The sequence below is a fragment of the Agrobacterium sp. ST15.16.024 genome, assembly GCF_027956545.1.
GTDB classification, from domain to species: domain Bacteria; phylum Pseudomonadota; class Alphaproteobacteria; order Rhizobiales; family Rhizobiaceae; genus Agrobacterium; species Agrobacterium cucumeris.
The window spans coordinates 78,583-97,808 of sequence record NZ_JAQKGO010000003.1 but is presented as its reverse complement, the minus strand read 5'-3'; the positions used below and the strand labels follow the sequence as shown (position 1 = coordinate 97,808).

Genomic DNA, 19,226 nt, shown 5'->3' with positions numbered 1-19,226 from the left:
GGGGAACGCATCATGGATGACCGCATTGTCGTCACCGTTCAGCAGGTCCGGGCGCTGATTGCCAGCCAGTTTCCGCAATGGGCGGCGCTTGATGTTCGGCCGGTGGAATTGAGCGGCTGGGACAATCGCAGCTTCCGCCTTGGCGACGACATGCTGATCCGCATGCCAAGTGCTGAGCGCTATGTGGCGCAGGTGGAGAAGGAACATCGGTGGCTGCCGGCCCTTGCGCCGTTCCTGCCGGTTCCGATTCCCGCACCCTTGGCGCTTGGACAGCCGGGTGAGGATTATCCGTTCTGCTGGTCCGTCTATCGCTGGCTGAAGGGTGAACCTCTCGCCCGGCAGCTGGACAGCATCGATCTTTCGGCCATCGCCAGCGATGTTGCGGGGTTTTTGAAAGCCCTGCATAACATTGATGCTTCGGGTGGGCCGCATGCGGGCGCGCATAATTTCCATCGCGGCGGATCGCTAGCGCTCTATGATGGCGAGGCGAGAGCCTCGGCGGCGCGCCTTTCCGATGAGGTGGATCAGGCGTTGGCCATGGAGATATGGCAGCTTGCGCTTTCGAGCCGTTGGCAGGGGCAGGGCGTGTGGGTGCATGGCGATATTGCCGAGGGCAATCTGTTGGTGCTGGACGGGCGCCTGTCGGCCGTCATCGATTTCGGCAGTTCCGGCGTGGGCGATCCGTCGTCCGATCTCATTCTCGCGTGGAATGTGCTTGATGCGGAAAGCCGGGCTGTTTTTCGCCGGGCGCTGGATCTGGATGAGGCCACATGGCAGCGCGGGCGCGGCTGGGCACTGTGGAAGGCGTTGATCGTACTGGATGCCGAGCGCGGGCGGAACGAAGAAATGACCGAATGGTCGCGGCGGACCATTCGGCGCGTGTTTGAGGATCATTGCTTGGCCGTCTGAACCATTACCGCAGACGCGCCATGCAATAGGCATCGATATATTCGCCATCGCGGAAGGCGAAGGATTTCAGATGGCCCTCGACCTCGAAGCCGAATTTACGATAAAGCGCCAGCGCCGGCTCATTGTCGGTGAAAACGGTCAGTTCGATCCTTTTCAGGTCCAGCCAGCGATCCGCAATGGCGAGGATTTCGCCGATCATGGCGCTGCCGATTCCCCGTCCCGTATAGGCATCATGAACACCCATGCCGATGCTGCCCGCATGGGCCCGGCGGTTGGTGTGGCGCGTCAAGCCGATATCGCCGACGATCTTGTCGTCGAGAATGGCGACCAGCGCAAAGCTGTTGGCCGACTGGGTTTCGATCCTTTTGCGAATATCTTCCGGATTCTGATGTGGCCAGCGCAGCGTCCCGTTGCGAAATCCGGCCATGTTATGCAGTGCCGTTATCCCCGGCGCATCTGCCGGGGTACGAGCACGGATGCACAGGCCTTCGGGCCAGCGCGCATCGGGGTCCAGGGGTGAGGGTAATCGCATTCCGGCATGTCTGCTCTCCTTGGATATTTCAGCCGAGGCAGAGCGGGAACACCAGACCCTGCCAATATGTGGCAGGGTGGTGGACGGATGACCAGTTGACTAACGCACTGACACCGCCACGCGCCCTGCGGGGCGAATGGTCACGGTGAGATGCATGTGGGTCGCAAAGCTGATCATGGCGGCATAAGGCCAGAGGAGCCGCCGGGCGTCAAGACGGCACGGCACATTCCCGGAAAACACCGGAGTGAGAGGAAAAGAACGAGGCCGTTGTCTCGCAAGCCGGCCTCGATCTTCTAGTCTCACTGCAGCCGCTGGCGAGGCTGGCGCAATCTGGAAAGCAATCTGCCATCGATTGCGGCAAGACCGGCAGCGATCATCGCCATGCCGGCGAAATGCTTCATTTCCAGTTGCTCGCCGAGAAGCAGCGAACCGAGCAGGATGGCGCTGACGGGAATGAGGAAGGTGACGAGGGCGAGATTAGTGGCGCCGGCGCTGGCAAGAATGCGGAAGAAGATGAGGTAGGCGAGGGCCGTCGACAACAGTGCGATGCCGATCAGCGCGCCCCAGGTGCCGAGGCCTGGCATGGCGAGTGTCCATGGCCTGTCGACGAGAAGGGCGACCGGGATAAGCATCAGCGTCGAAGAGGATATCTGGCCGGTGGCGGTCATCAGCGGCGGCACGCCCATAGCCTTGAAGCGGCGGCCGAATATGCCGGCGAAGGAATAGGAGATGGCTGCGCCGAGAATGGCGATCTGGCCCCAGAGGCCGGATGATCCGCCAAAGGCTGCAGGGCCGATCATCGTCGCCACGCCGGCAAAGCCGATCAGCACGCCGACGAGCTTATTGCCCGTCATCTTTTCGTCAGCGGTCAGGAAATGCGCGACGATGACGGTGAAAAGGGGCGTGGTGGCATTGAGGATCGAGGCAAGCCCGCTGGCAATATGGGTCTGGCCCCAGACGATCAGGCAGAAGGGAATGATGTTGTTAAGCAGCCCCATGCCGAAAAAGGCGCGCCACACCGCCAATTGGCGCGGCAGGTGAAGGCCCATGAGACGGCAGACGATGAGAAGCGCTGCAGCGGCAAGCGTGACCCGCAACGTGACGATGGTGACGGGCGGCAGTTCCTTGACTGCGACGCCAACGAAAAAGAACGATCCGCCCCAGAGTAGTGAGAGCGCTATGAGCATTGCCCACTCTCGGGCATCCATCTGTTTCTGTATCGCCATCGTCGTCTCCCACGCTATATGAATATCGACATGATTGCAGGAAGGCACGTTGCCATCCACCCGATATCGGTTGAGTTTACCTCAATTCGATATTGCGGCATTTTCTCCGCCCTCATATCCCGTTGCGTCTATTTACTCCCTGTTTTATTGTGTTTTCAAACGATAGTTTCTCTCGCGATAATTGAGCCCAGCTAAATCATGGCAACGGAACTTCCATCGCTGAAAGGCTTGCAGGCCTTTGAAGCCGCGGCGCGGTATCGCAGCGTCACGCTTGCTTCCAACGAGCTGAATGTCACCCCTGGCGCGGTCAGCCTGCAAATCCGGGAGCTGGAGACGCGGCTTGGCGTGCAGCTGTTTTTCCGCAAGCCGCGCAGTATCCAGCTGACGCGGGAGGGGGAGCGTTATTACGGCGCGCTCCGCACCGCCTTCCGGATGATGCGCGAGGCGACGGCGGAACTGACGGCACGCTCCGAAATCACGGTTCTGACCCTCAGCTGCACGCCGACTTTCGCCATACAATGGCTGATGCCGAGATTGCCGACCTTTCAGCAGCAACACCCCTATGTGGACGTCCGCATCAGCGTGACCAACCGGCTGGTGGATTTTTCGCGGGACGATGTCGATCTGGCGGTGCGGCACGGTTTTGGCCGTTATGAAGGGCTGGAGAGCATCCGTTTCATCGATGACAGCACTTTGCCGGTCTGTTCGCCGCAGCTTCTTGAGAAATACGGACCGCTTCAGGAGGCGGGGGACCTGAAAGCCGTGCCGCTTCTGCATGATGAAAACCGGAATGAGTGGCGGCGCTGGCTGGAGGCGGCCGGAGCATCCGATGTCGATGCCTCCGGCGGCACGGTCTTCATCGACAGCAATGGCGCACTGGATGCGGCGAAAGCCGGGCATGGCATTGCACTGACCCGCCGTTCGCTTGTTTCCCGCGAGCTTGCGGAAGGTGCATTGATCGCGCCCTTCGGGAAAGACATGGCCAGCACGCTTGCCTATTTTCTCGTTTATCCACGACACATGCTTGATAATCCCGATCTGGTGACGCTCATCGAATGGATGCTTTCGCAAGCGCGTTCAGCCGAGGCCGGTTCTCTTTGATGACAATCCGGTCTATGCCGGAATGAAACAACGGGAATCACTCTTGAAAACCATCGCCATCGATTTCGAGACCGCCAATGAGGAACGGGGCAGCGCCTGCTCCGTCGGGCTTGCGTGGATAGAAGACGGTAATATCGTTCGTGTCGAGGAACGTCTTATTCGGCCGAAGGACATGCGGTTCTCGCCCTTCAACATTGCCGTGCACGGAATTCGGCCTGCTGATGTCGAGGATGCGCCGGAATTTCCTGAGGTGATGGAAGAGTTCATTGATGACTTCCATGGCGCCACCATGATCGCCCATAATGCCGCCTTCGATTTCAGCGTCATGCGGGCGTCCTTCGACAAATACCGGCAGTCCTATCCTGATCTTTCCTATCTGTGCAGCGTCAAGATCGCCCGGCATGTCTGGCCACATCTGGAATCACACAAGCTGAATGTGATTGCCCATCATCTGCAGCTGCGCTTCGTGCACCACAATGCCGCCGAAGACGCGGTTGTCTGCGCTGCCGCATCAATTGCGGCGGCGAAGGCCTTGCGTGTCGCCCATATCCGCGATCTGCCGGAAAAGATCGGCATGGTCGCCGGCCGTCTCACCTCCACCGGCTACCAGCCCTGCAGCATGAAAAAACGCGCCGTCGCCCGGGTTGCTTAATGGTGTCGCCCACCTATGTTTGAAGCAGCATAACGGAGAAGATGCGATGACAATGAAAACTCTGTCGGGTTTGTTTGCGGGCTTTCTGGCATTGCTTCCGGTGACAGCGGCGCATTCGCAGGTCGTGGGTGAGGTCGGGGTCGACTGGATCGGCAATGATATCGTCATCGAGGCGATCGCCGATCCCAAGATCAAGGGTGTCACCTGCCACGTTACCTATTTCGAGCGTGGCGTCATCGACCGGCTGAAGAACGGCAACTGGTTCGAAGACCCTTCCAACAATGCCATTTCCTGCAGCCAGACGGGGCCGGTCGAGATCGGCGACATCGATCTGTCGAAGGGCGGGGAAGAGGTATTCCGGCAGGGCATGTCGCTGGTCTGGAAGAAGCTCGTCGTCAGCCGCGTCTATGACAAGGCCAATGACACGCTGATCTATCTGGTGCATGCGCGGGAACTGACCGACGGTTCGGCCAAGATGGCGATTTCCACGGTGCCGCTCTATAATCAGCAGGTGACGTGGCAGAAGGGCAAGCCGTAAGCTTTTCCGGTATTTTGATAAGGAATTCCAAAATACTATCCGTCATGCCGGACTTGATCCGGCATCCAGCCACGACGCGTCCGCGTCGTGAAGAGGTTCTTTCGCGATCAAAGACTTGATCGCGCTGGACCCCGGATCAAGTCCGGGGTGACGGGGTGACGGGCGCTCAGGTGGTGCCAAACCCTGAGGTTCTGCATGCAGCCCGCATGGCTTCAGCTGATCAGGCCGCTTCGCGCGCCAGTTCGTCCGCAATGACGGTGTCGAGGTTGAGGAAGCAGACCATGCTCTTTTCCAGCGCCACGATGCCGCGGCAGAAGCTGCGCTGTTCTTCCGGAATGATATCCGGCGCAGGCTGCAGGTCTTCGGAGCGGATGGTCATCATGTCGGAGACCTGTTCTACCAGCAGGCCCACCAGCTTGCCGCCGATATCGGTGACGATGATGGCGGAGCGTTCGGACGGCTCGGTCATCTTCATGCCGAGGCGGCCGGCCATGTCGATGACGGGAATGACGGCGCCGCGCAGGTTGATGAGGCCGAGAACATAAGGCGGCGTGTGCGGCATCGGGGTAACCGGCGCCCAGCCGCGGATTTCGCGGATCGCCATGATGTCGATGCAGAATTCCTGATCGCCCAGATGGAAGGAAACGATTTCGAGATATGCGCCGGATTGCTTGATGGCGTTGGACATGACGGCAGGTTTCCTCTGATGGCTCTCTAACAGGCCCACGCAGGATTGAGCTTTATGCGGTGGCCGGCATGGACCGGGAGACATCATGTCGAGGCTTTAAAAACCGCTATGGTCATAATGCACAGCAAGATTTTAAACTTTCCCTAACAATTGCCGCGCTCTCCCACGCAAAACCCGGTATTTTGGCGGTTCTCGCGTCGGTGCAAAAAGGTTATGATGGTGGTATGAACGCACTCGTTTCCAACCCGCTGAAGTTTGTTCTGGCAAGTCTTGCGGTCGTCGCTTCGCTTGCCATCGTGCTTCTTGCCTTCGACGGCTGGGTACGGCACAGCACGGATATTTTCCTTTCCACCGTGCAGAGCGGTATTGCCTGGTGTCTGTGATCGTTTGGGCCGTCTGCGCTTTGTGACAAATCAGCGCGGCTCCCTGTAAATACGTCCAGTTGATTTGCCGTCGCCGTCGTCGTTCGTTATCAGTCTGCCAAGGCCTGCGATATGCCGCGGGCTTTCGGGGTAGGATTGGACAATGAGAAATATTCGCATCGTATTGTGGGCCGTGGTGGTCGTTCTTGCCGGTGTCGTCAGCTGGCTGACGATCGAAATGACGAAGACCCGTGAGGAGATGGTGGAAACGGCTTATGGCGTGCCTTTCGCGCTTACCGCGCAGGATGGCCAGCCGATCACCGAAAAGGCGTTTCAGGGCAAGCCCACGGCCTTGTTCTTCGGTTTCACCCATTGCCCGGAAGTCTGCCCGACGACACTGTTCGAGCTGAACGGCTGGATGGAAAAGGTGGACCCGGCCGGCGACAAGATGCAGGCTTATTTCGTTTCCGTCGATCCAGAGCGTGATACGCCAGAGATCATGCAGCAATATGTTTCCAACGTTTCAAAGCGGATTACCGGCATTACCGGTCCGGCCGACAAGATTGCCGAGACGCTGAAAGGCTATCGCATCTATGCCAAGAAGGTGCCGGTGGATGAGAAGGATCCGAATGGCGATTACACCATGGATCATACCGCGTCCGTCATCCTGCTTGATGCCAAGGGCCGTTTTTCAGGCACCATCGCTTATGGCGAAAACCCTGAAGTTGCCGAGCAGAAGCTCCAGAATCTTCTGAAGGGCTGATAGAGCCGGCATAATTGCGCCAGGCTTATTGGACTGGCGCAGCTTTTGTGGCAAAGGCAAGACAACAACCTCAGCCAGAGAAAGCAGCCCGCCGTGAGCGAAATCCGACTTTACGTCACCACGACCGAAATCAAGGCCGGCGAAATCCTCGATCTCATGTCGGATTATTTCGGCGAGGAGGATGTTGCTATCGCCACGACCGAGGTGGATGAGAAGCGCGACATCTGGGAAGCCTCCGTCTATTTGATGGCCGAGCAGGAGGATGAGTTCCGCGAGCGTGTCAGCGCTTTGCTTGCGCCTGCATTTCCTGGTCTCGTCATTGAAAAAGAGATCGTTCCCGATGTTGACTGGATCGCCAAGTCGCTCGAGGGGCTGAAGCCGGTCAGGGCAGGGCGGTTCATCGTGCATGGCGCGCATGATCGCGACAAGGTGCAGCCGCATGATCTGGCCATCGAGATCGAGGCGGGGCAGGCTTTCGGCACCGGCCATCACGGCACGACGGCGGGTTGCCTTGAAATGATCGAGGATGTTCTGCGGGCACGGACGGTCCGCAACGCGCTCGATCTCGGCACCGGCAGCGGCGTGCTGGCGATCGCCGTGCGCAAGATGCGCCCCATTCCGGTGCTGGCGACGGATATCGACCCCATTGCCGTCAAGGTGGCCAAGGAAAATGTACGGCTGAACGGTATCGTGTCTGGAATGGCGCTGGAAACCGCACCCGGTTTTCACTCCGATGCTTTCCGCAAGCATGGTCCATTTGATCTCATCATCGCCAATATTCTGGCGCGGCCGCTGATCAAGATGGCGCCGCAGCTTGTCACGCATCTGGCGCCCGGCGGCACCGTCATCCTGTCGGGTATTCTTGCGTCACAGCGCTGGAAGGTTCTCGCCGCTTATAATGGCGCGCGGCTTTCTCACATCCGCACCATCTGGCGCAACGGCTGGGTGACGCTGCATCTGCGCAAAGACTGACGCTCTTTCGATCTTGCTTTCGGGCAAAAGAAAAGGCGGCGCTTTCGCGCCGCCTGGAACCCGCGAGCATATGGGAGGAGCTTGCTCAAGCGGGTCGACGTATTCCTGTTCAGACGCGGTGGAGGGAGGATCGCCGCGCCTGACTTGATCAGAATACGTAGCTGGACTTTGCCTTGCGACGCAGATCGGCGCGGTTCATGCCCAGCGCTTCGAGCGACTTGTCGTCAAGGTTCAAAAGTGCTGCGTTGACATGGCGGCTCACCTGACGCTCGCGTGCTTCAACAACGCGATCGAAGGCGGTGCGGAGGAAAGATTTTGCCATTGCTTCAAATCCCTTTTTGCCAGGAGAGTGTTTCTCTCGCTGTGTTGATCTTGATATAAGCGATGTGATTTTGTTTGGTTAGATGGGATATTTCACGGTTGATATGCGTAAAATGCATGTCACTTGTTTTCTAGTATTACTTATTTCGCAAAATATGCACAATTTATCGCCGTAATCGGTTCTGTCATATATGGCTTGAAACCGGGTTTGCCCACGTGGCATTGTCGTTGCGCGCCAATGATTTGACGGCGTGAATGAACCGCTTTCCTCATGACAGTTCCCGAAAGACACCCATGTTCCAGACCTTCGAAAACAAATCCGCGCCGCAATTTGGCAAGGCCCGTGTCGAGGCGCTGCGCGCCGGTTTCGATGCGCTGGCTATCGACGGTTTTCTGGTGCCGCGCGCCGATGAATATCAGGGGGAATATGTGCCGGAATGCGCCGAGCGCCTGTCCTGGCTGACGGGCTTCACCGGTTCGGCCGGCATCGCGCTGGTGACACGCAGCGAGGCCGTGGTTTTTGTCGATGGGCGGTATACGACACAGCTCAAATCGCAGGTCGACCAATCCGTCTTCACGGGCGGTGATCTGGTCGGGGCGCCGCCCTCTGTCTGGTTATCCGAACATGCAGCGCAGGGCTTCCGGCTGGGGATCGATCCGTGGCTGCATACCGGCGCTGAATTGAAGCGGCTGGAAAAGGCGCTTGCGGCCAAAGGCGGCTCCGTCGTGCTGCTGGAGCGCAATCCGCTTGACGCCCTGTGGCAGGACCGTCCGTCCGAGCCGCTGGAGCCCGTTATTATCCAGCCGGAAGCCTTTACCGGCAAGCTGGCGAAGGAAAAGATCGCGCTGCTGGCGGAGACGGTTTCGGCCAAGCAGGCAGATGCCCTGCTGGTTACCGATCCGTCTTCCATTGCCTGGATTTTCAATATTCGCGGCAATGACGTGCCGCATACACCGCATCCGCTTGCCCGTGCCATCATCTATGCCGACGGCAGGACGGATATTTTTCTCGACAAGCGCAAGACCGGCATCGAGGTCGAGGCCTATCTGGCGCAACTGGCGACGCAACTGCCGCCATCGAAAATTGCCGACCGCCTGCATGCGATTGCCAGCGCCAAGGGCCGGGTCATGGTCGATGCCGATCTGACGCCGGTGGCGCTGACGGGCGCAATCACGACAGCGGGCGGTATACTGGTGGAGACGTCCGATCCGGTCCGCCTGCCGCGCGCCCGCAAGAACAAGGCGGAGCTTGCTGGTTCGGCCGCAGCACACGTGCAGGATGGCGCGGCCATGGTCGAATATCTGAGCTGGCTGGATCGCCAGCAACCGGGCAGTGTCACCGAAATCGCTGCGGTCAAGGCGCTGGAGGCAGCGCGGGCCAAAGTGGGGCAGGCGATGCAGAACCCGCTGAAGGATGTGTCTTTCGACACGATTTCCGGCGCTGGCGAACATGCCGCCATCATCCACTACCGCGTCACCACGGACACGGATCGTACACTTGCCGATGGCGAGATGTTCCTCGTCGATTCCGGCGCGCAATATGTCAACGGCACTACCGATATCACCCGTACCGTCGCAATCGGCACGGTGCCGGAAGAGCAGAAGCGTTTCTTCACGCTGGTGCTGAAGGGGGTGATCGGTATCAGCACCGCACGGTTTCCGAAGGGAACGCGCGGTTGCGACCTCGATCCTTTGGCGCGCATCGCGCTGTGGAAGGCAGGCGCCGACTATGCCCATGGCACCGGCCACGGTGTCGGTTCCTACCTTTCGGTGCACGAGGGACCGCAGCGTATCGCAAGGCTTTCGACGCAGGAGCTTCTACCGGGAATGATCCTGTCGAACGAGCCGGGTTATTACCGCCCCGGCGCTTTCGGCATCCGCATCGAGAACCTGATCTATGTGCGTGATGCGCAGGAGGTGGCCGGCGGCGACCAGCCAATGTTCTCCTTCGAGACGCTGACCTGGTGCCCCATCGACAACAGGCTTGTCGTCATGTCGCTGCTGACCGACGAGGAACTCGACTGGCTGAACGCCTACCACGCCGACGTTCTGGAAAAGCTCTCTCCGCTGATCACCGATGAAGAGGTGAAAGCCTGGCTTGTTGCCGCGACCAGGCCACTGGAGAGGATCGCTTAAAGCAGCCCGAAATGCCTGATGGCGATGACGACGGCCCAGCCGATTGCCAGCATCGTCAGGCCGGGAAACCGCAGGCAGACCAGAAGGGCTGCCAGCATGCCGATCTTCACCTCGTATCCGCCTTCGAAAAAGGCGGGTGCGACAAGCGTGGTCAGAACCGCAACCGGTACGGCGTTAAGTCCGGCTTCCATGCGCGGCGGGATGGATTTCATCCGCGTCATCAGCACATAACCGCCGATGCGGGTGAGATAGGTGGCGATGGCGGCGAGCGCGATCAGGATCATCGTGTCGGTATGGAGCATGTCGCTCATGGCGTTTCCACCCTGTTTTCAGGATTGGCCTCGCCGTTGGGTTTGGGCGGATAAAGGACGGCAACGAGAATGCCGGCAATCGCCCCGAGGCTGACATGCCACGGCGAGCCGACGAAGTGATAGGCGACTGTTGCACCGGCTGCGCTTGCCAGCATCACGGGGTAGAAATTCTCCCGCTGGCGGAAGCTCAGGACCATGCCCATGAAATAGATCGGCAAAAGCACATCGAGACCGATGGCTTTGGGATCGCCGACGAGATTGCCGAGCGAGGCGCCGAGAATGGTCATGGCCAGCCACAGCACATAGACCGGTGCGGCAAAGCCCATGTACCAGGAAAAGCCGACCGTGCCGGTGTTCTCGTATTTACGGACCGATTCGGCGAATTGCGGATCCACCAGCACAAAGAAGCCGGCAGCTTTCTGCATCAGCGACCAGCCGGAGATCATTCGGGCAATGGCTGCCGAATAAAGGATATGGCGGAAATTGACGGCGAAGACGGAAAGAACGATCAGCCATGGGGCGACCTTCTGGCCAAACAGTTCGATGCCCACAAGCTGGCTTGCGCCGGCATAGACGGTGCCGCTCATGATCGTGGCTTCGGTGACGCTCAGGCCGTTATCAACTGCAACCGCGCCGAACAGCGCGCCAAAGGGGGCGGCGGAAAGGGCGATCGGAAAACCGGTCCTCAGTCCCTCGCGAAAATCTTTATTGAACATTCTCTGGAAACTCCTTGCCGCCGCTCTATCGCCGTCCCGGCCGGCTGGCAAACGAATTGCATGAATGGATCGATTGATTCCCTTGAAGCTTCCGTTACGGTAACGCCGACAGTCAGCGCCGGACGAAAGACCTCATCGGGTTTCGTCGGTGCACCCACACCGTGAAATCATGGAAGATCAATGCTCGAAAAGCAGGAAAAGGCGGTCCTGGCCGCGCGTATCAAGGACTACCTTGCCCGGGAGACCGAAACCGAGATGGGGCTTCTTGAGGCGGAAATCTTCGTGGAGTTTCTGGCCGAGGAGGTCGGATGTGTTTTCTATAATCAGGGGCTGAAGGATGCACATGCTGCAATCCTGCGGCGTCTTGAGGACGCGGCCGGTGACATAGACGTGCTGGAAAAACCGCGGCTGCGTTGAAATGGCGGTCAGTCGCGCAATATGTCGCGGCTGTTGATGATTGCTGCGCCCTTTTCCCGCATGGCCGCAATCGCGGCCTTTATGCCCTGTGGATCGATGCCGCGGCTTGCATCCTCGATGAAGCGGACCTTGATGCCGGGCAACATGTCGATGGCATCGAGCACCGAAAAACTGACGCAATAATCGGTGGCGAGGCCGCATATGTCGAGCTGCGTCACGCCCTGTCGGGCCAGATAATCGGCAAGGCCTGTCGTCGCCGACTGGTCATTGTCGCGAAACGCGGAATAGCTGTCGACGGCGGGGTTTTCACCCTTCTGCTGAATATAGTCGAATGCGTCCGTCTTCAGGTCGGGGTGGAATTCCGCATCCTGCGTGCCCTGCACGCAATGGTCTGGCCACATCATCTGCGGTTTGCCGGAAAGTTCGCCCATGTCGAACGGTTTCCTGCCGGGGTGCTGGGAGGCGAAACTGCCGTGGTTTTCCGGGTGCCAGTCCTGCGATGCGACGATGAGATCATAACCACCATTGTCGATGAGGGCATTGGCGGCGGGCACGATCCTGTCCCCTTCGGCAACGGCCAGATTACCGCCGGGGCAAAAGCCGTTCTGGATGTCGATGAGCAGCAGCGCCTTCATGATGTGCCTCCCTTTTGCCAGCAGGATGCCAAGCCGGCTTTGGCGGATCAAGTACCCATTCAACCTTTGTGCCCACGTGGCTGGTTGATGACGACAGCTTGTCCCGTCGCAGTCCTGCCGCATTTACAGCAAATTTCCGGCCAAGTCGGAATTTACCTGACGATGCGGCGACGGAAATTTTAAAGGCCGATGGCGCCCCGAGGGGCATTTTTTGGGACGAGCGATGCAGTGCACGCCGTCCCCGCACGGTCATCGTTTCGCCTTCGCCTGACATGCGCAGACCTTAACGAAGTATTTTTGCAGGGACTCGTAAACACTTTGGTTACCATAATTCGTCATGCTTCGAACCAGTCAGTTCCGAAAGCGGCGTGGTGTTCACCCGCTCTTTGGATGCCCCAAAATCCCACCGGCATTGGCCGGGTGTGCGTGAACGGTTCGAGTAACGAGTATCATGGCGTTTTCTGCTGCGGCCTATAATGGCGCCGGTGTTGCCGGGTCGTCCTGCCTCAAGAAAGGCAAATCCTTTTCGCTTGGCCGAATGTCCGCGCTGCTCGGTGGCGGTGCCTTTGCCGGTCTTTTTGCCTTTGCTGCCTTCGCATCGCTGCATAGCATGGCGGCCGCCTCGCATGGCGTCGGGCAATTTGAAAAGACGCTGGTGGCGAGGCTCGATTCCGCCGAGACGGCGATCAGCCACACGACGGGGCGGGATATTCACGTCCGCAAGTTTTCTCGTCTGAGCGATCACAGCCATGGCCCGCAGAAGGCCGTTCGCCTTGCCGGCATCATGCCCGAAATCGGCGCGAAGGAATTTCGCGAGCGCTTTGGCGCGGCGGCAAATGCCAAAGGGCAGGCGTCGGTGAAGGAACTTGCCGCGCTCAGGCCTTCGGCAATCGTCGATTCGGCGCTTGGACGCACCACCGAGGTCGCCTATCAAAGCGCTGCCTCGCAACATCCGGCATTCGAAGTCGCGCTGGCACGCCCGCAGATCGAGGAAGAGGCGAGCAGCCTGCTTCCCGATGATGTGCCGCTTCCGAGCTTCCGGCCCGAAGTGGCGGCGGCTGAGACGGTGGAGCCGTCGCCGCGTCCGGCCCTCTCCAAGGCTGCGGTTGCGTCAGCCCCCGATTTTGATGCGCCGGTTCCGCTGCGCGCGCCGCAGCAGCCGAAGCAGAGCACCGGTGCCATGCTTGCCTTTGCAAAGCCTGATAATCCGATGCGCGAGCCGAGCAAGATGGATGCGGTTCCGTGGCCGGATCGCGGCAATGGCACGGCGATTTACGATATTTCCTCCGGGACGGTTCACATGCCGAATGGCGAGAAGCTGGAAGCGCATTCCGGCATCGGCAAGATGCGTGACAATCCCGACTTTGTTCACGTCAGAATGCGTGGCTCTACGCCGCCCTCCAGCTATCGCTTGACGATGCGCGAAGCGCGGTTTCATGGCGTCGAAGCCATTCGCCTGACACCGGAAAACGGCGTCAACCCGCATGGCCGCGATGGGCTTCTTGCCCATACCTACATGCTGGCGAAACGCGGTGAATCGAATGGCTGCGTCGTGTTCCGGGATTATTCGCGCTTCCTGGCCGCCTTCAAGCGCGGCGAAGTCAAGCGCATGGTCGTGGTGCCGAAACTGAACGGCAACCGCCCGACGCTTGCCAGCAGCAGCGGGAAAAGTGGCGGCAAGACGCTGCTCAGCATGTTCTCACGCGGCAACGATTCCTGAGTTTATTTGAATTTCATCAACGGCTGCGCCGTTGCGTCAGCACCATGCCGGCGAGGATGAGAAGAATGCCAAGCGCGCTTGCCCAGATTTTCGGCGGATGATCGCCGAAGAGATCGAGCACAACGCCTGACACCATCTGGCCGCTGATGACCAGAAGGGCGGTATTGACCGCGCCGATGCGCGGGATGAGCCAGCTTCCCGAGGCGATGAAGACGACGCCGATCGGGCCGCCGATAAAGGCGAGCCAGGGGGCATCAGCCGCGCCCGGCGGAATGAGACCGCCGACGATGAGGCCGATGACGGTCAGCACGGCAAAGCCAACAATATGGTTCCAGAAGGAAGCGATAAGCGGTGAGTTCGACAGGCTCAGGCGGCCGTTGATCTGACGGCTCAGCGCCACGAAGATCCCGCCGGTAAAGGCCATGGCGATCCAGACGATCATGCCGTTCTCCCAACCAGAATGATGAGCGCGCTACCGCAGAGGATCAGCGCCACCGCTGCCATGTCCCGCATATCCGGCCGTCGTTTCGGCAGGCCGAAAAGGCCGAAAAGATCGGCCAGCAGGCTGAAGATCACCTGTCCGCCAAGGCCCAGCGCGATGGTGCCGGAAAGCGCCAGCGGTGAATTGACGGCGGTGGAGGTGAGGATGACGATGGCCGCACCCACGACCCCGCCGCAATAGGCCCAGAGCGGTGCCTTCGGTTTTGCCGGTGCCGTGGGGTCGTTCTTCGGGCGCATGATGGCGAGATAGATCAGCGCCGCCACCGTACCTGTGCCATGCGCCGTCCACGAGGAAAACAGCGCGCTGCCGTAATGGGCAAGCTGGCCGTTGAAATGCACCATCAACGTCAAAAGACAACCGCTAGCGAAGGCGGCGGCAAGATGCAGCGGGTTGAGGCGGGGATGCGTCATATCTGTCATGGCGGTCTGTTGTGGCGGGCCGGGAAAGCTGAAGAAGTATCCGAGCTTTAGCCGATATGTGCCTGAAGCGGAATCGAATTGCGCCGTTTCGCGGCTTCAGGTGGCATTATCCTGTGCGCTACGGAACCAGTGACCCTGCCGCGCATTATTCCAGCATGAAGAAAACGACACGCAAGCCATTGAACCGGATGACGATTTTCGTCATTTCGATTTTCATTCTCGCAGCCGTGATCGCGGCGGTTTATCTCATCGGTTTTACGCCCGGCGAGGCATGATCCAGCTGGTTTAATTGCCGGCGGGAGCAGTTTTGCCCTTGCCACCTTCGAGCGTAACGCTCAGCCTGGCTATGGCGAAGCGGAGGCCGCGCAGAAGAAAACGGCTGGTTTCCAGATAGGCGCGATAGGGCAGCACCGTAAAATAACGCCAGCGCGGCAGGCGATAAATGCGCAGGTTGTTCTGAATCTGGCTTTCGCCATCCGCATCCTGCGTGGCGCAGAGCGGATAGATGAAAGCCCCCTTCAGGCCTGCCAGATATTCCAGATCGAATGCGATATCATAAGCGAGCCGCATGGGGATCAGTTTCGATATCCATTTTCCGGCGCGACGGTTGACGAGATAGGCGCCTGAGCCTTTTTCCCGCGTCAGGGCAATGGCCAGCGAACGGCCATTGGAAAGCGGGCGAAACGGGAATTTGCGGCCGTTGCTGACCGTCGTCAGCCGTAGCAAATCCCAGTCGCCGCCGTTCAGTACCGCCTCATCGATTGCATTCAGAAAATCATTGTCGAAGACAACGTCGTCTTCAAGGATGAGCGCGATATCGGCATCGCCAGCCATGAATTTATTGGCGCAGGCGACATGGCTGAGATAACAGCCGATTTCCGGCGGCGAGGTGCGCCGGCCATGCATGAGCATGTAGGAAATCTCGCTGAATTCCGGGATCGGATAATTGAGTTCGCGGCCATTGACGCCGGCGATACGCTCCGCCTGCAGCCCGATCGCGTCAAGCCTGGCGGTCATATCCTCTAGGCGCTTCGTGGCGCTATCCATGTTGATCAGGAAAACGGCAAGCTTGCGCTGGCTTTTCGGTAAAATATGCAAAGCGGTCCTCGCCCGGTTTTCGCTCTCGTGTAGCAATTTCTTTATTGCAACGATGTGACGCGGGCTATGGAAAAAGCTGTCTTGAACCTGTCTTAACCGTTCGAATCAAACCTTTTCCACAAATCCATCCAGCACGCGCTTTTGTCCTGCGCGGTCGAAATCGATGGTCAGCTTGTTGCCCTCGATGGCGGAGATGTTGCCATTCCCGAATTTGAGGTGGAAGACGCGGTCGCCGACCACGAATTTCGACGGTGTGTCGGCAACGGATTTGGCCACCAGCTCGCCATCAATCGTGCGGGTGCGCGGACCGCTTTCGCCATAACCAATCCGCTCGACCGCATGGCCGGAGCGTGTGCCCCAGTTATCGCGGGTGGCATCCGATTTGTTGGCCTGCGCCCGTTTCCAGCCGGGGGTGGAATAATTATTGGCGAAGGGTTCCGCCTTGTCGAAGCGGGACTGGCCATAGCCGCCGCGCCCGCCATAACCGCCGTAATTGCTGTCGGATGCCGCGACATCCACATGGGCGGGCGGCAGTTCTTCCAGAAAACGTGAGGGCAGGGTGGATTGCCATAAGCCATGGATACGCCGGTTCGATACGAACCAGATATGGCAGAGTTTCTTGGCGCGGGTGATGCCGACATAAGCCAGACGGCGTTCTTCTTCGAGACCGGAACGGCCGCCTTCATCCAGCGCCCGCTGGTGCGGGAACAGTCCTTCTTCCCAGCCGGGCAGGAAGACGGTGTCGAATTCCAGACCCTTGGCGGAATGCAGCGTCATGATGGATACGGCATCCAGCTCGGCATTCTGTTCCGCATCCATGACGAGCGCGACGTGTTCGAGAAATCCACGCATGCTTTCGAAGGATTCCATCGAGCGGATGAGCTCCTTCAGGTTTTCCAGCCGTCCGGGTGCTTCCGCCGTCTTGTCGGCCTGCCACATGGCGGTATAGCCGCTTTCGTCGAGGATCTGTTCGGCAAGCGTGGTGTGCTCGGTGTTTTCCAGGAGACCCTGCCAGCGGCGGAAATCCTGCACCACGTCGAACAGCGCCTTGCGCGCTTTCGGTTTCAGCTCGTCGGTTTCGATAATGTCGGCCGCTGCCGCCAGCATTGGAATATCGCGGGCGCGGGCATAGTCATGCAGGTTGCGGATCGTCGTATCGCCAAGGCCGCGCTTGGGTGTATTGACGATGCGCTCGAAGGCGAGATCGTCGGCCGGCTGGCAGACCAGCCGGAAATAGGCCATGGCATCGCGGATTTCGAGGCGCTCATAAAAACGCGGACCGCCGATGACGCGGTAATTGAGACCAAGCGTGACAAAACGGTCTTCGAATTCGCGCATCTGGAAGGAGGCGCGAACGAGGATGGCCATGTCGTTCAGCTTGTGGTTCTTGCGCTGGAGCTGCTCGATCTCCTCGCCGACGGCGCGGGCTTCCTCCTCGGAATCCCAGGCGGCATGCACCATGACCTTTTCGTCATCAGGGCTGCTGCGTTCGGTGAACAGGGTCTTGCCGAGACGCCCTTCATTATGGGCAATCAGATGGCCGGCCGTGCCGAGAATATGTTCGGTGGAGCGGTAGTTGCGTTCCAGCTTGATGACCTTGGCGCCGGGAAAATCCTTGTCGAAACGCAGGATATTATCCACTTCGGCCCCACGCCAGCCATAGATCGACTGGTCGTCGTCACCAACACAACAGACGTTCTGCGGCTCGCCCTTGGCGCGCTGTGCGAGAAGCCTCAGCCACATATATTGCGCCGTATTAGTGTCCTGATATTCGTCCACCAGAATGTAACGGAATTTCTGGTGATACTCCTTCAGAATATCGGTGTGGCGGCGGAAGATGCTGATCGGGTGCATCAGAAGATCACCGAAGTCACAGGCGTTCAGCGTCTTCAGCCGGTTCTGATAGGCGGTGTAAAGCTCGCGGCCCTTGCCATTGGCGAAGGCGCGGCTGTCGCCTTCCGGAATATCCGGCGGTGTCAGGCCCTTGTTCTTCCAGCCGTCGATCATTCCGGCGAATTGTTTGGCGGGCCAGCGCTTGTCATCAAGACCTTCGGCCTGGATGAGCTGCTTGATTAGCCGCACAACATCGTCCGTATCGAGAATGGTGAAATCCGATTTCAGGCCGACGAGTTCCGCATGGCGGCGCAGGAGCTTGACGCCGATGGAGTGGAAGGTGCCGAGCCACGGCATTCCCTCGACAGCGCCGCCGACCAGAACGCCGATACGTTCCTTCATCTCGCGGGCAGCCTTGTTGGTGAAGGTCACTGCAAGGATCTGGCTCGGATAGGCACGGCCGGTTGCCAGAATATGGGCGATGCGGGTCGTCAGAACGCGCGTCTTGCCGGTGCCGGCGCCCGCGAGCACGAGAACGGGTCCGTCCAGCGTTTCCACGGCATCGCGCTGTTCCGGGTTGAGGCCGGACAGATAATCGGGCGCGGCACGTGTCTGGTCGCGCGCCGCCATGGCACGGGCGGCAATGCCAAGCCCGCCGCCGTTTTCCGAAGGGGCATTGTTCGTTGCCCTGCGCGGTGCGGCGGGTTCTTCATCGAAGAACGGCATATCGTCAAAACTGTTGCTCATGCGGCCCAATGTAGTGATTCGGGATATAAAGGCCAGAACCGTGTTCTGCTTTTATTCCCGTATCGTCAGTCAAAACGCCTATTCCAAGGCATTTTCTTCGTCTCAAGCCCGCCTGTCGGCATCGAAAGCCGCGTCAACGGGCACTTGCAGCGCCACGGCAAGCTGGTTGGTCTTGGCTGCAAGCGCGATGATGCGCAACAGATCGGCATGTTGTTCAGTGGTCATGCCCTTGGCTTTTGCGGCGGCCGTGTGGGAATGGGCGCAATAGGAGCAGCCATTGGTGACGGAAACGGCGATATAAAGCATTTCCTTGACCACGGGATCGAGCGCCGAAGGCGTCGCCATCACGGCCTTGACCTCGGCCCAGGTCTTTTCCAGGAGATCAGGATCAAAGGCGAGGTAGAGCCACATATTATTGATGAAATCCGATTTGCGGGTGGTGCGGATATCATCGAACACCGCTTTGACGCGTGGGTCGGCTTCGGGATTTTCGGCTTTCGTCACGGTGCTCATGGCTTCCTCCGGAAATGGTTTTCGGCTTTTAGAGTAACCGATCGGCGGAGATTTGCGACAGAAACGGTTGCGCCATGCGTCCCGACGAAAATTCATCACAAATTACAATTACGTA

Annotated in this window: 22 protein-coding genes; 10 read left to right on the top strand and 12 right to left on the bottom strand. The window is 59.1% G+C overall.

The window, feature by feature from the left end; genetic code table 11:
• Window positions 1-12 precede the first annotated feature (12 nt).
• Window positions 13-909: an aminoglycoside phosphotransferase family protein gene (locus tag PL640_RS12435; RefSeq protein ID WP_271362159.1), complete on the top strand. Its 897-nt coding sequence runs from the start codon at window positions 13-15 to the stop codon at window positions 907-909.
• 4 nt (window positions 910-913) lie between these two features.
• Here the strand turns inward: PL640_RS12435 and PL640_RS12430 are convergent, their stop codons facing one another.
• Both PL640_RS12430 and PL640_RS12425 read right to left on the bottom strand, forming a co-directional pair.
• On the bottom strand, window positions 914-1,441 hold the full coding sequence (locus tag PL640_RS12430; protein ID WP_271362158.1) for a GNAT family N-acetyltransferase: 528 nt from the start codon (window positions 1,439-1,441) through the stop codon (window positions 914-916).
• A 299-nt stretch (window positions 1,442-1,740) separates the two neighbouring features.
• Complete coding sequence (locus PL640_RS12425; RefSeq protein ID WP_271362157.1) at window positions 1,741-2,667, bottom strand: DMT family transporter; 927 nt, start codon at window positions 2,665-2,667, stop codon at window positions 1,741-1,743.
• A 198-nt stretch (window positions 2,668-2,865) separates the two neighbouring features.
• Between PL640_RS12425 and gcvA the strand changes: the two genes are divergently transcribed.
• From gcvA to PL640_RS12410, 3 genes are read left to right on the top strand one after another with little or no spacing between them, the layout of a single operon-like run.
• On the top strand, window positions 2,866-3,768 hold the full coding sequence (gene gcvA / locus PL640_RS12420; protein ID WP_271362156.1) for a transcriptional regulator GcvA: 903 nt from the start codon (window positions 2,866-2,868) through the stop codon (window positions 3,766-3,768).
• 43 nt (window positions 3,769-3,811) lie between these two features.
• Window positions 3,812-4,420, top strand: coding sequence for a 3'-5' exonuclease (locus tag PL640_RS12415; protein WP_174029814.1), 609 nt, complete (start codon window positions 3,812-3,814; stop codon window positions 4,418-4,420).
• A 46-nt stretch (window positions 4,421-4,466) separates the two neighbouring features.
• The gene (locus PL640_RS12410) at window positions 4,467-4,958 is read left to right on the top strand and encodes a CreA family protein (protein WP_035220532.1); all 492 of its coding nucleotides are present in this window, start codon (window positions 4,467-4,469) and stop codon (window positions 4,956-4,958) included.
• A gap of 220 nt (window positions 4,959-5,178) precedes the next feature.
• On the opposite strand, the gene PL640_RS12405 is transcribed toward PL640_RS12410, so the two are convergent.
• Window positions 5,179-5,646, bottom strand: coding sequence for a chemotaxis protein CheW (locus PL640_RS12405; RefSeq protein ID WP_003522339.1), 468 nt, complete (start codon window positions 5,644-5,646; stop codon window positions 5,179-5,181).
• A gap of 68 nt (window positions 5,647-5,714) precedes the next feature.
• On the opposite strand from PL640_RS12405, the gene PL640_RS12400 reads away from it, so the two are divergent.
• The 3 genes from PL640_RS12400 (at window position 5,715) to PL640_RS12390 (ending at window position 7,743) form a co-directional block, all read left to right on the top strand.
• A complete protein-coding gene (locus PL640_RS12400; RefSeq protein WP_271362155.1) occupies window positions 5,715-6,029 on the top strand; it encodes a hypothetical protein in 315 nt (104 codons plus the stop codon).
• Window positions 6,030-6,171: 142 nt separating this feature from the next.
• Window positions 6,172-6,771, top strand: coding sequence for a cytochrome oxidase assembly protein Sco (sco, locus tag PL640_RS12395; protein WP_046798081.1), 600 nt, complete (start codon window positions 6,172-6,174; stop codon window positions 6,769-6,771).
• Between the two features lie 93 nt (window positions 6,772-6,864).
• Window positions 6,865-7,743: a 50S ribosomal protein L11 methyltransferase gene (locus tag PL640_RS12390; RefSeq protein ID WP_271362154.1), complete on the top strand. Its 879-nt coding sequence runs from the start codon at window positions 6,865-6,867 to the stop codon at window positions 7,741-7,743.
• 148 nt (window positions 7,744-7,891) lie between these two features.
• Here PL640_RS12390 and PL640_RS12385 read toward each other — a convergent pair whose 3' ends face one another.
• The gene (locus tag PL640_RS12385) at window positions 7,892-8,065 is read right to left on the bottom strand and encodes a hypothetical protein (protein WP_003522343.1); all 174 of its coding nucleotides are present in this window, start codon (window positions 8,063-8,065) and stop codon (window positions 7,892-7,894) included.
• 293 nt (window positions 8,066-8,358) lie between these two features.
• Here PL640_RS12385 and PL640_RS12380 point away from each other — a divergent pair, with 293 nt between their 5' ends.
• Window positions 8,359-10,200, top strand: a complete 1,842-nt coding sequence (locus tag PL640_RS12380) for an aminopeptidase P family protein (protein WP_271362153.1) — start codon at window positions 8,359-8,361, stop codon at window positions 10,198-10,200.
• On the opposite strand, the gene PL640_RS12375 is transcribed toward PL640_RS12380, so the two are convergent.
• Both PL640_RS12375 and PL640_RS12370 read right to left on the bottom strand, forming a co-directional pair.
• Window positions 10,197-10,511 carry an AzlD family protein gene (locus tag PL640_RS12375; RefSeq protein ID WP_271362152.1) on the bottom strand — a complete coding sequence of 105 codons (315 nt, stop codon included), beginning with the start codon at window positions 10,509-10,511 and terminating at the stop codon, window positions 10,197-10,199. The genes PL640_RS12380 and PL640_RS12375 overlap by 4 nt on opposite strands.
• Entirely contained in the window at window positions 10,508-11,227 is a 720-nt protein-coding gene (locus PL640_RS12370; protein ID WP_142840253.1) for an AzlC family ABC transporter permease, read from the bottom strand. The genes PL640_RS12375 and PL640_RS12370 overlap by 4 nt, the downstream gene beginning before the upstream one ends.
• Before the next feature lie 180 nt (window positions 11,228-11,407).
• Here PL640_RS12370 and PL640_RS12365 point away from each other — a divergent pair, with 180 nt between their 5' ends.
• On the top strand, window positions 11,408-11,644 hold the full coding sequence (locus tag PL640_RS12365; RefSeq protein ID WP_271362151.1) for a DUF2164 domain-containing protein: 237 nt from the start codon (window positions 11,408-11,410) through the stop codon (window positions 11,642-11,644).
• Window positions 11,645-11,652: 8 nt separating this feature from the next.
• Here PL640_RS12365 and pncA read toward each other — a convergent pair whose 3' ends face one another.
• Window positions 11,653-12,279 (bottom strand): bifunctional nicotinamidase/pyrazinamidase, encoded by a 627-nt coding sequence (pncA, locus tag PL640_RS12360; protein WP_271362150.1) that lies wholly within the window; start codon window positions 12,277-12,279, stop codon window positions 11,653-11,655.
• A gap of 451 nt (window positions 12,280-12,730) precedes the next feature.
• On the opposite strand from pncA, the gene PL640_RS12355 reads away from it, so the two are divergent.
• Window positions 12,731-13,999, top strand: a complete 1,269-nt coding sequence (locus PL640_RS12355; protein WP_271362149.1) for a DUF2778 domain-containing protein — start codon at window positions 12,731-12,733, stop codon at window positions 13,997-13,999.
• A gap of 16 nt (window positions 14,000-14,015) precedes the next feature.
• On the opposite strand, the gene PL640_RS12350 is transcribed toward PL640_RS12355, so the two are convergent.
• From PL640_RS12350 to PL640_RS12330, 5 genes are all read right to left on the bottom strand, one after another.
• Window positions 14,016-14,441, bottom strand: coding sequence for a DMT family transporter (locus PL640_RS12350; protein ID WP_271362148.1), 426 nt, complete (start codon window positions 14,439-14,441; stop codon window positions 14,016-14,018).
• Window positions 14,438-14,920, bottom strand: coding sequence for a DMT family transporter (locus PL640_RS12345; protein WP_142840249.1), 483 nt, complete (start codon window positions 14,918-14,920; stop codon window positions 14,438-14,440). The genes PL640_RS12350 and PL640_RS12345 overlap by 4 nt, the downstream gene beginning before the upstream one ends.
• Window positions 14,921-15,205: 285 nt before the next feature.
• Window positions 15,206-16,018 carry a glycosyltransferase family 25 protein gene (locus PL640_RS12340; RefSeq protein WP_271362147.1) on the bottom strand — a complete coding sequence of 271 codons (813 nt, stop codon included), beginning with the start codon at window positions 16,016-16,018 and terminating at the stop codon, window positions 15,206-15,208.
• 105 nt (window positions 16,019-16,123) lie between these two features.
• Window positions 16,124-18,598, bottom strand: coding sequence for an ATP-dependent helicase (locus PL640_RS12335; RefSeq protein WP_142840247.1), 2,475 nt, complete (start codon window positions 18,596-18,598; stop codon window positions 16,124-16,126).
• A gap of 102 nt (window positions 18,599-18,700) precedes the next feature.
• The gene (locus PL640_RS12330) at window positions 18,701-19,111 is read right to left on the bottom strand and encodes a carboxymuconolactone decarboxylase family protein (protein ID WP_271362146.1); all 411 of its coding nucleotides are present in this window, start codon (window positions 19,109-19,111) and stop codon (window positions 18,701-18,703) included.
• Between the last annotated feature and the right edge of the window lie 115 nt (window positions 19,112-19,226).

Coding starts and splice junctions, on each gene's coding strand:
- PL640_RS12345 (WP_142840249.1), bottom strand. CDS start 14,920: ATGACAGATATGACGCATCCCCGCCTCAACCCGCTGCATCTTGCCGCC.
- gcvA (WP_271362156.1), top strand. CDS start 2,866: ATGGCAACGGAACTTCCATCGCTGAAAGGCTTGCAGGCCTTTGAAGCC.
- sco (WP_046798081.1), top strand. CDS start 6,172: ATGAGAAATATTCGCATCGTATTGTGGGCCGTGGTGGTCGTTCTTGCC.
- PL640_RS12365 (WP_271362151.1), top strand. CDS start 11,408: ATGCTCGAAAAGCAGGAAAAGGCGGTCCTGGCCGCGCGTATCAAGGAC.
- PL640_RS12410 (WP_035220532.1), top strand. CDS start 4,467: ATGACAATGAAAACTCTGTCGGGTTTGTTTGCGGGCTTTCTGGCATTG.
- PL640_RS12435 (WP_271362159.1), top strand. CDS start 13: ATGGATGACCGCATTGTCGTCACCGTTCAGCAGGTCCGGGCGCTGATT.
- pncA (WP_271362150.1), bottom strand. CDS start 12,279: ATGAAGGCGCTGCTGCTCATCGACATCCAGAACGGCTTTTGCCCCGGC.
- PL640_RS12380 (WP_271362153.1), top strand. CDS start 8,359: ATGTTCCAGACCTTCGAAAACAAATCCGCGCCGCAATTTGGCAAGGCC.
- PL640_RS12335 (WP_142840247.1), bottom strand. CDS start 18,598: ATGAGCAACAGTTTTGACGATATGCCGTTCTTCGATGAAGAACCCGCC.
- PL640_RS12425 (WP_271362157.1), bottom strand. CDS start 2,667: ATGGCGATACAGAAACAGATGGATGCCCGAGAGTGGGCAATGCTCATA.
- PL640_RS12355 (WP_271362149.1), top strand. CDS start 12,731: ATGGCGTTTTCTGCTGCGGCCTATAATGGCGCCGGTGTTGCCGGGTCG.
- PL640_RS12330 (WP_271362146.1), bottom strand. CDS start 19,111: ATGAGCACCGTGACGAAAGCCGAAAATCCCGAAGCCGACCCACGCGTC.
- PL640_RS12405 (WP_003522339.1), bottom strand. CDS start 5,646: ATGTCCAACGCCATCAAGCAATCCGGCGCATATCTCGAAATCGTTTCC.
- PL640_RS12350 (WP_271362148.1), bottom strand. CDS start 14,441: ATGATCGTCTGGATCGCCATGGCCTTTACCGGCGGGATCTTCGTGGCG.
- PL640_RS12375 (WP_271362152.1), bottom strand. CDS start 10,511: ATGAGCGACATGCTCCATACCGACACGATGATCCTGATCGCGCTCGCC.
- PL640_RS12430 (WP_271362158.1), bottom strand. CDS start 1,441: ATGCGATTACCCTCACCCCTGGACCCCGATGCGCGCTGGCCCGAAGGC.
- PL640_RS12370 (WP_142840253.1), bottom strand. CDS start 11,227: ATGTTCAATAAAGATTTTCGCGAGGGACTGAGGACCGGTTTTCCGATC.
- PL640_RS12400 (WP_271362155.1), top strand. CDS start 5,715: ATGGACCGGGAGACATCATGTCGAGGCTTTAAAAACCGCTATGGTCAT.
- PL640_RS12385 (WP_003522343.1), bottom strand. CDS start 8,065: ATGGCAAAATCTTTCCTCCGCACCGCCTTCGATCGCGTTGTTGAAGCA.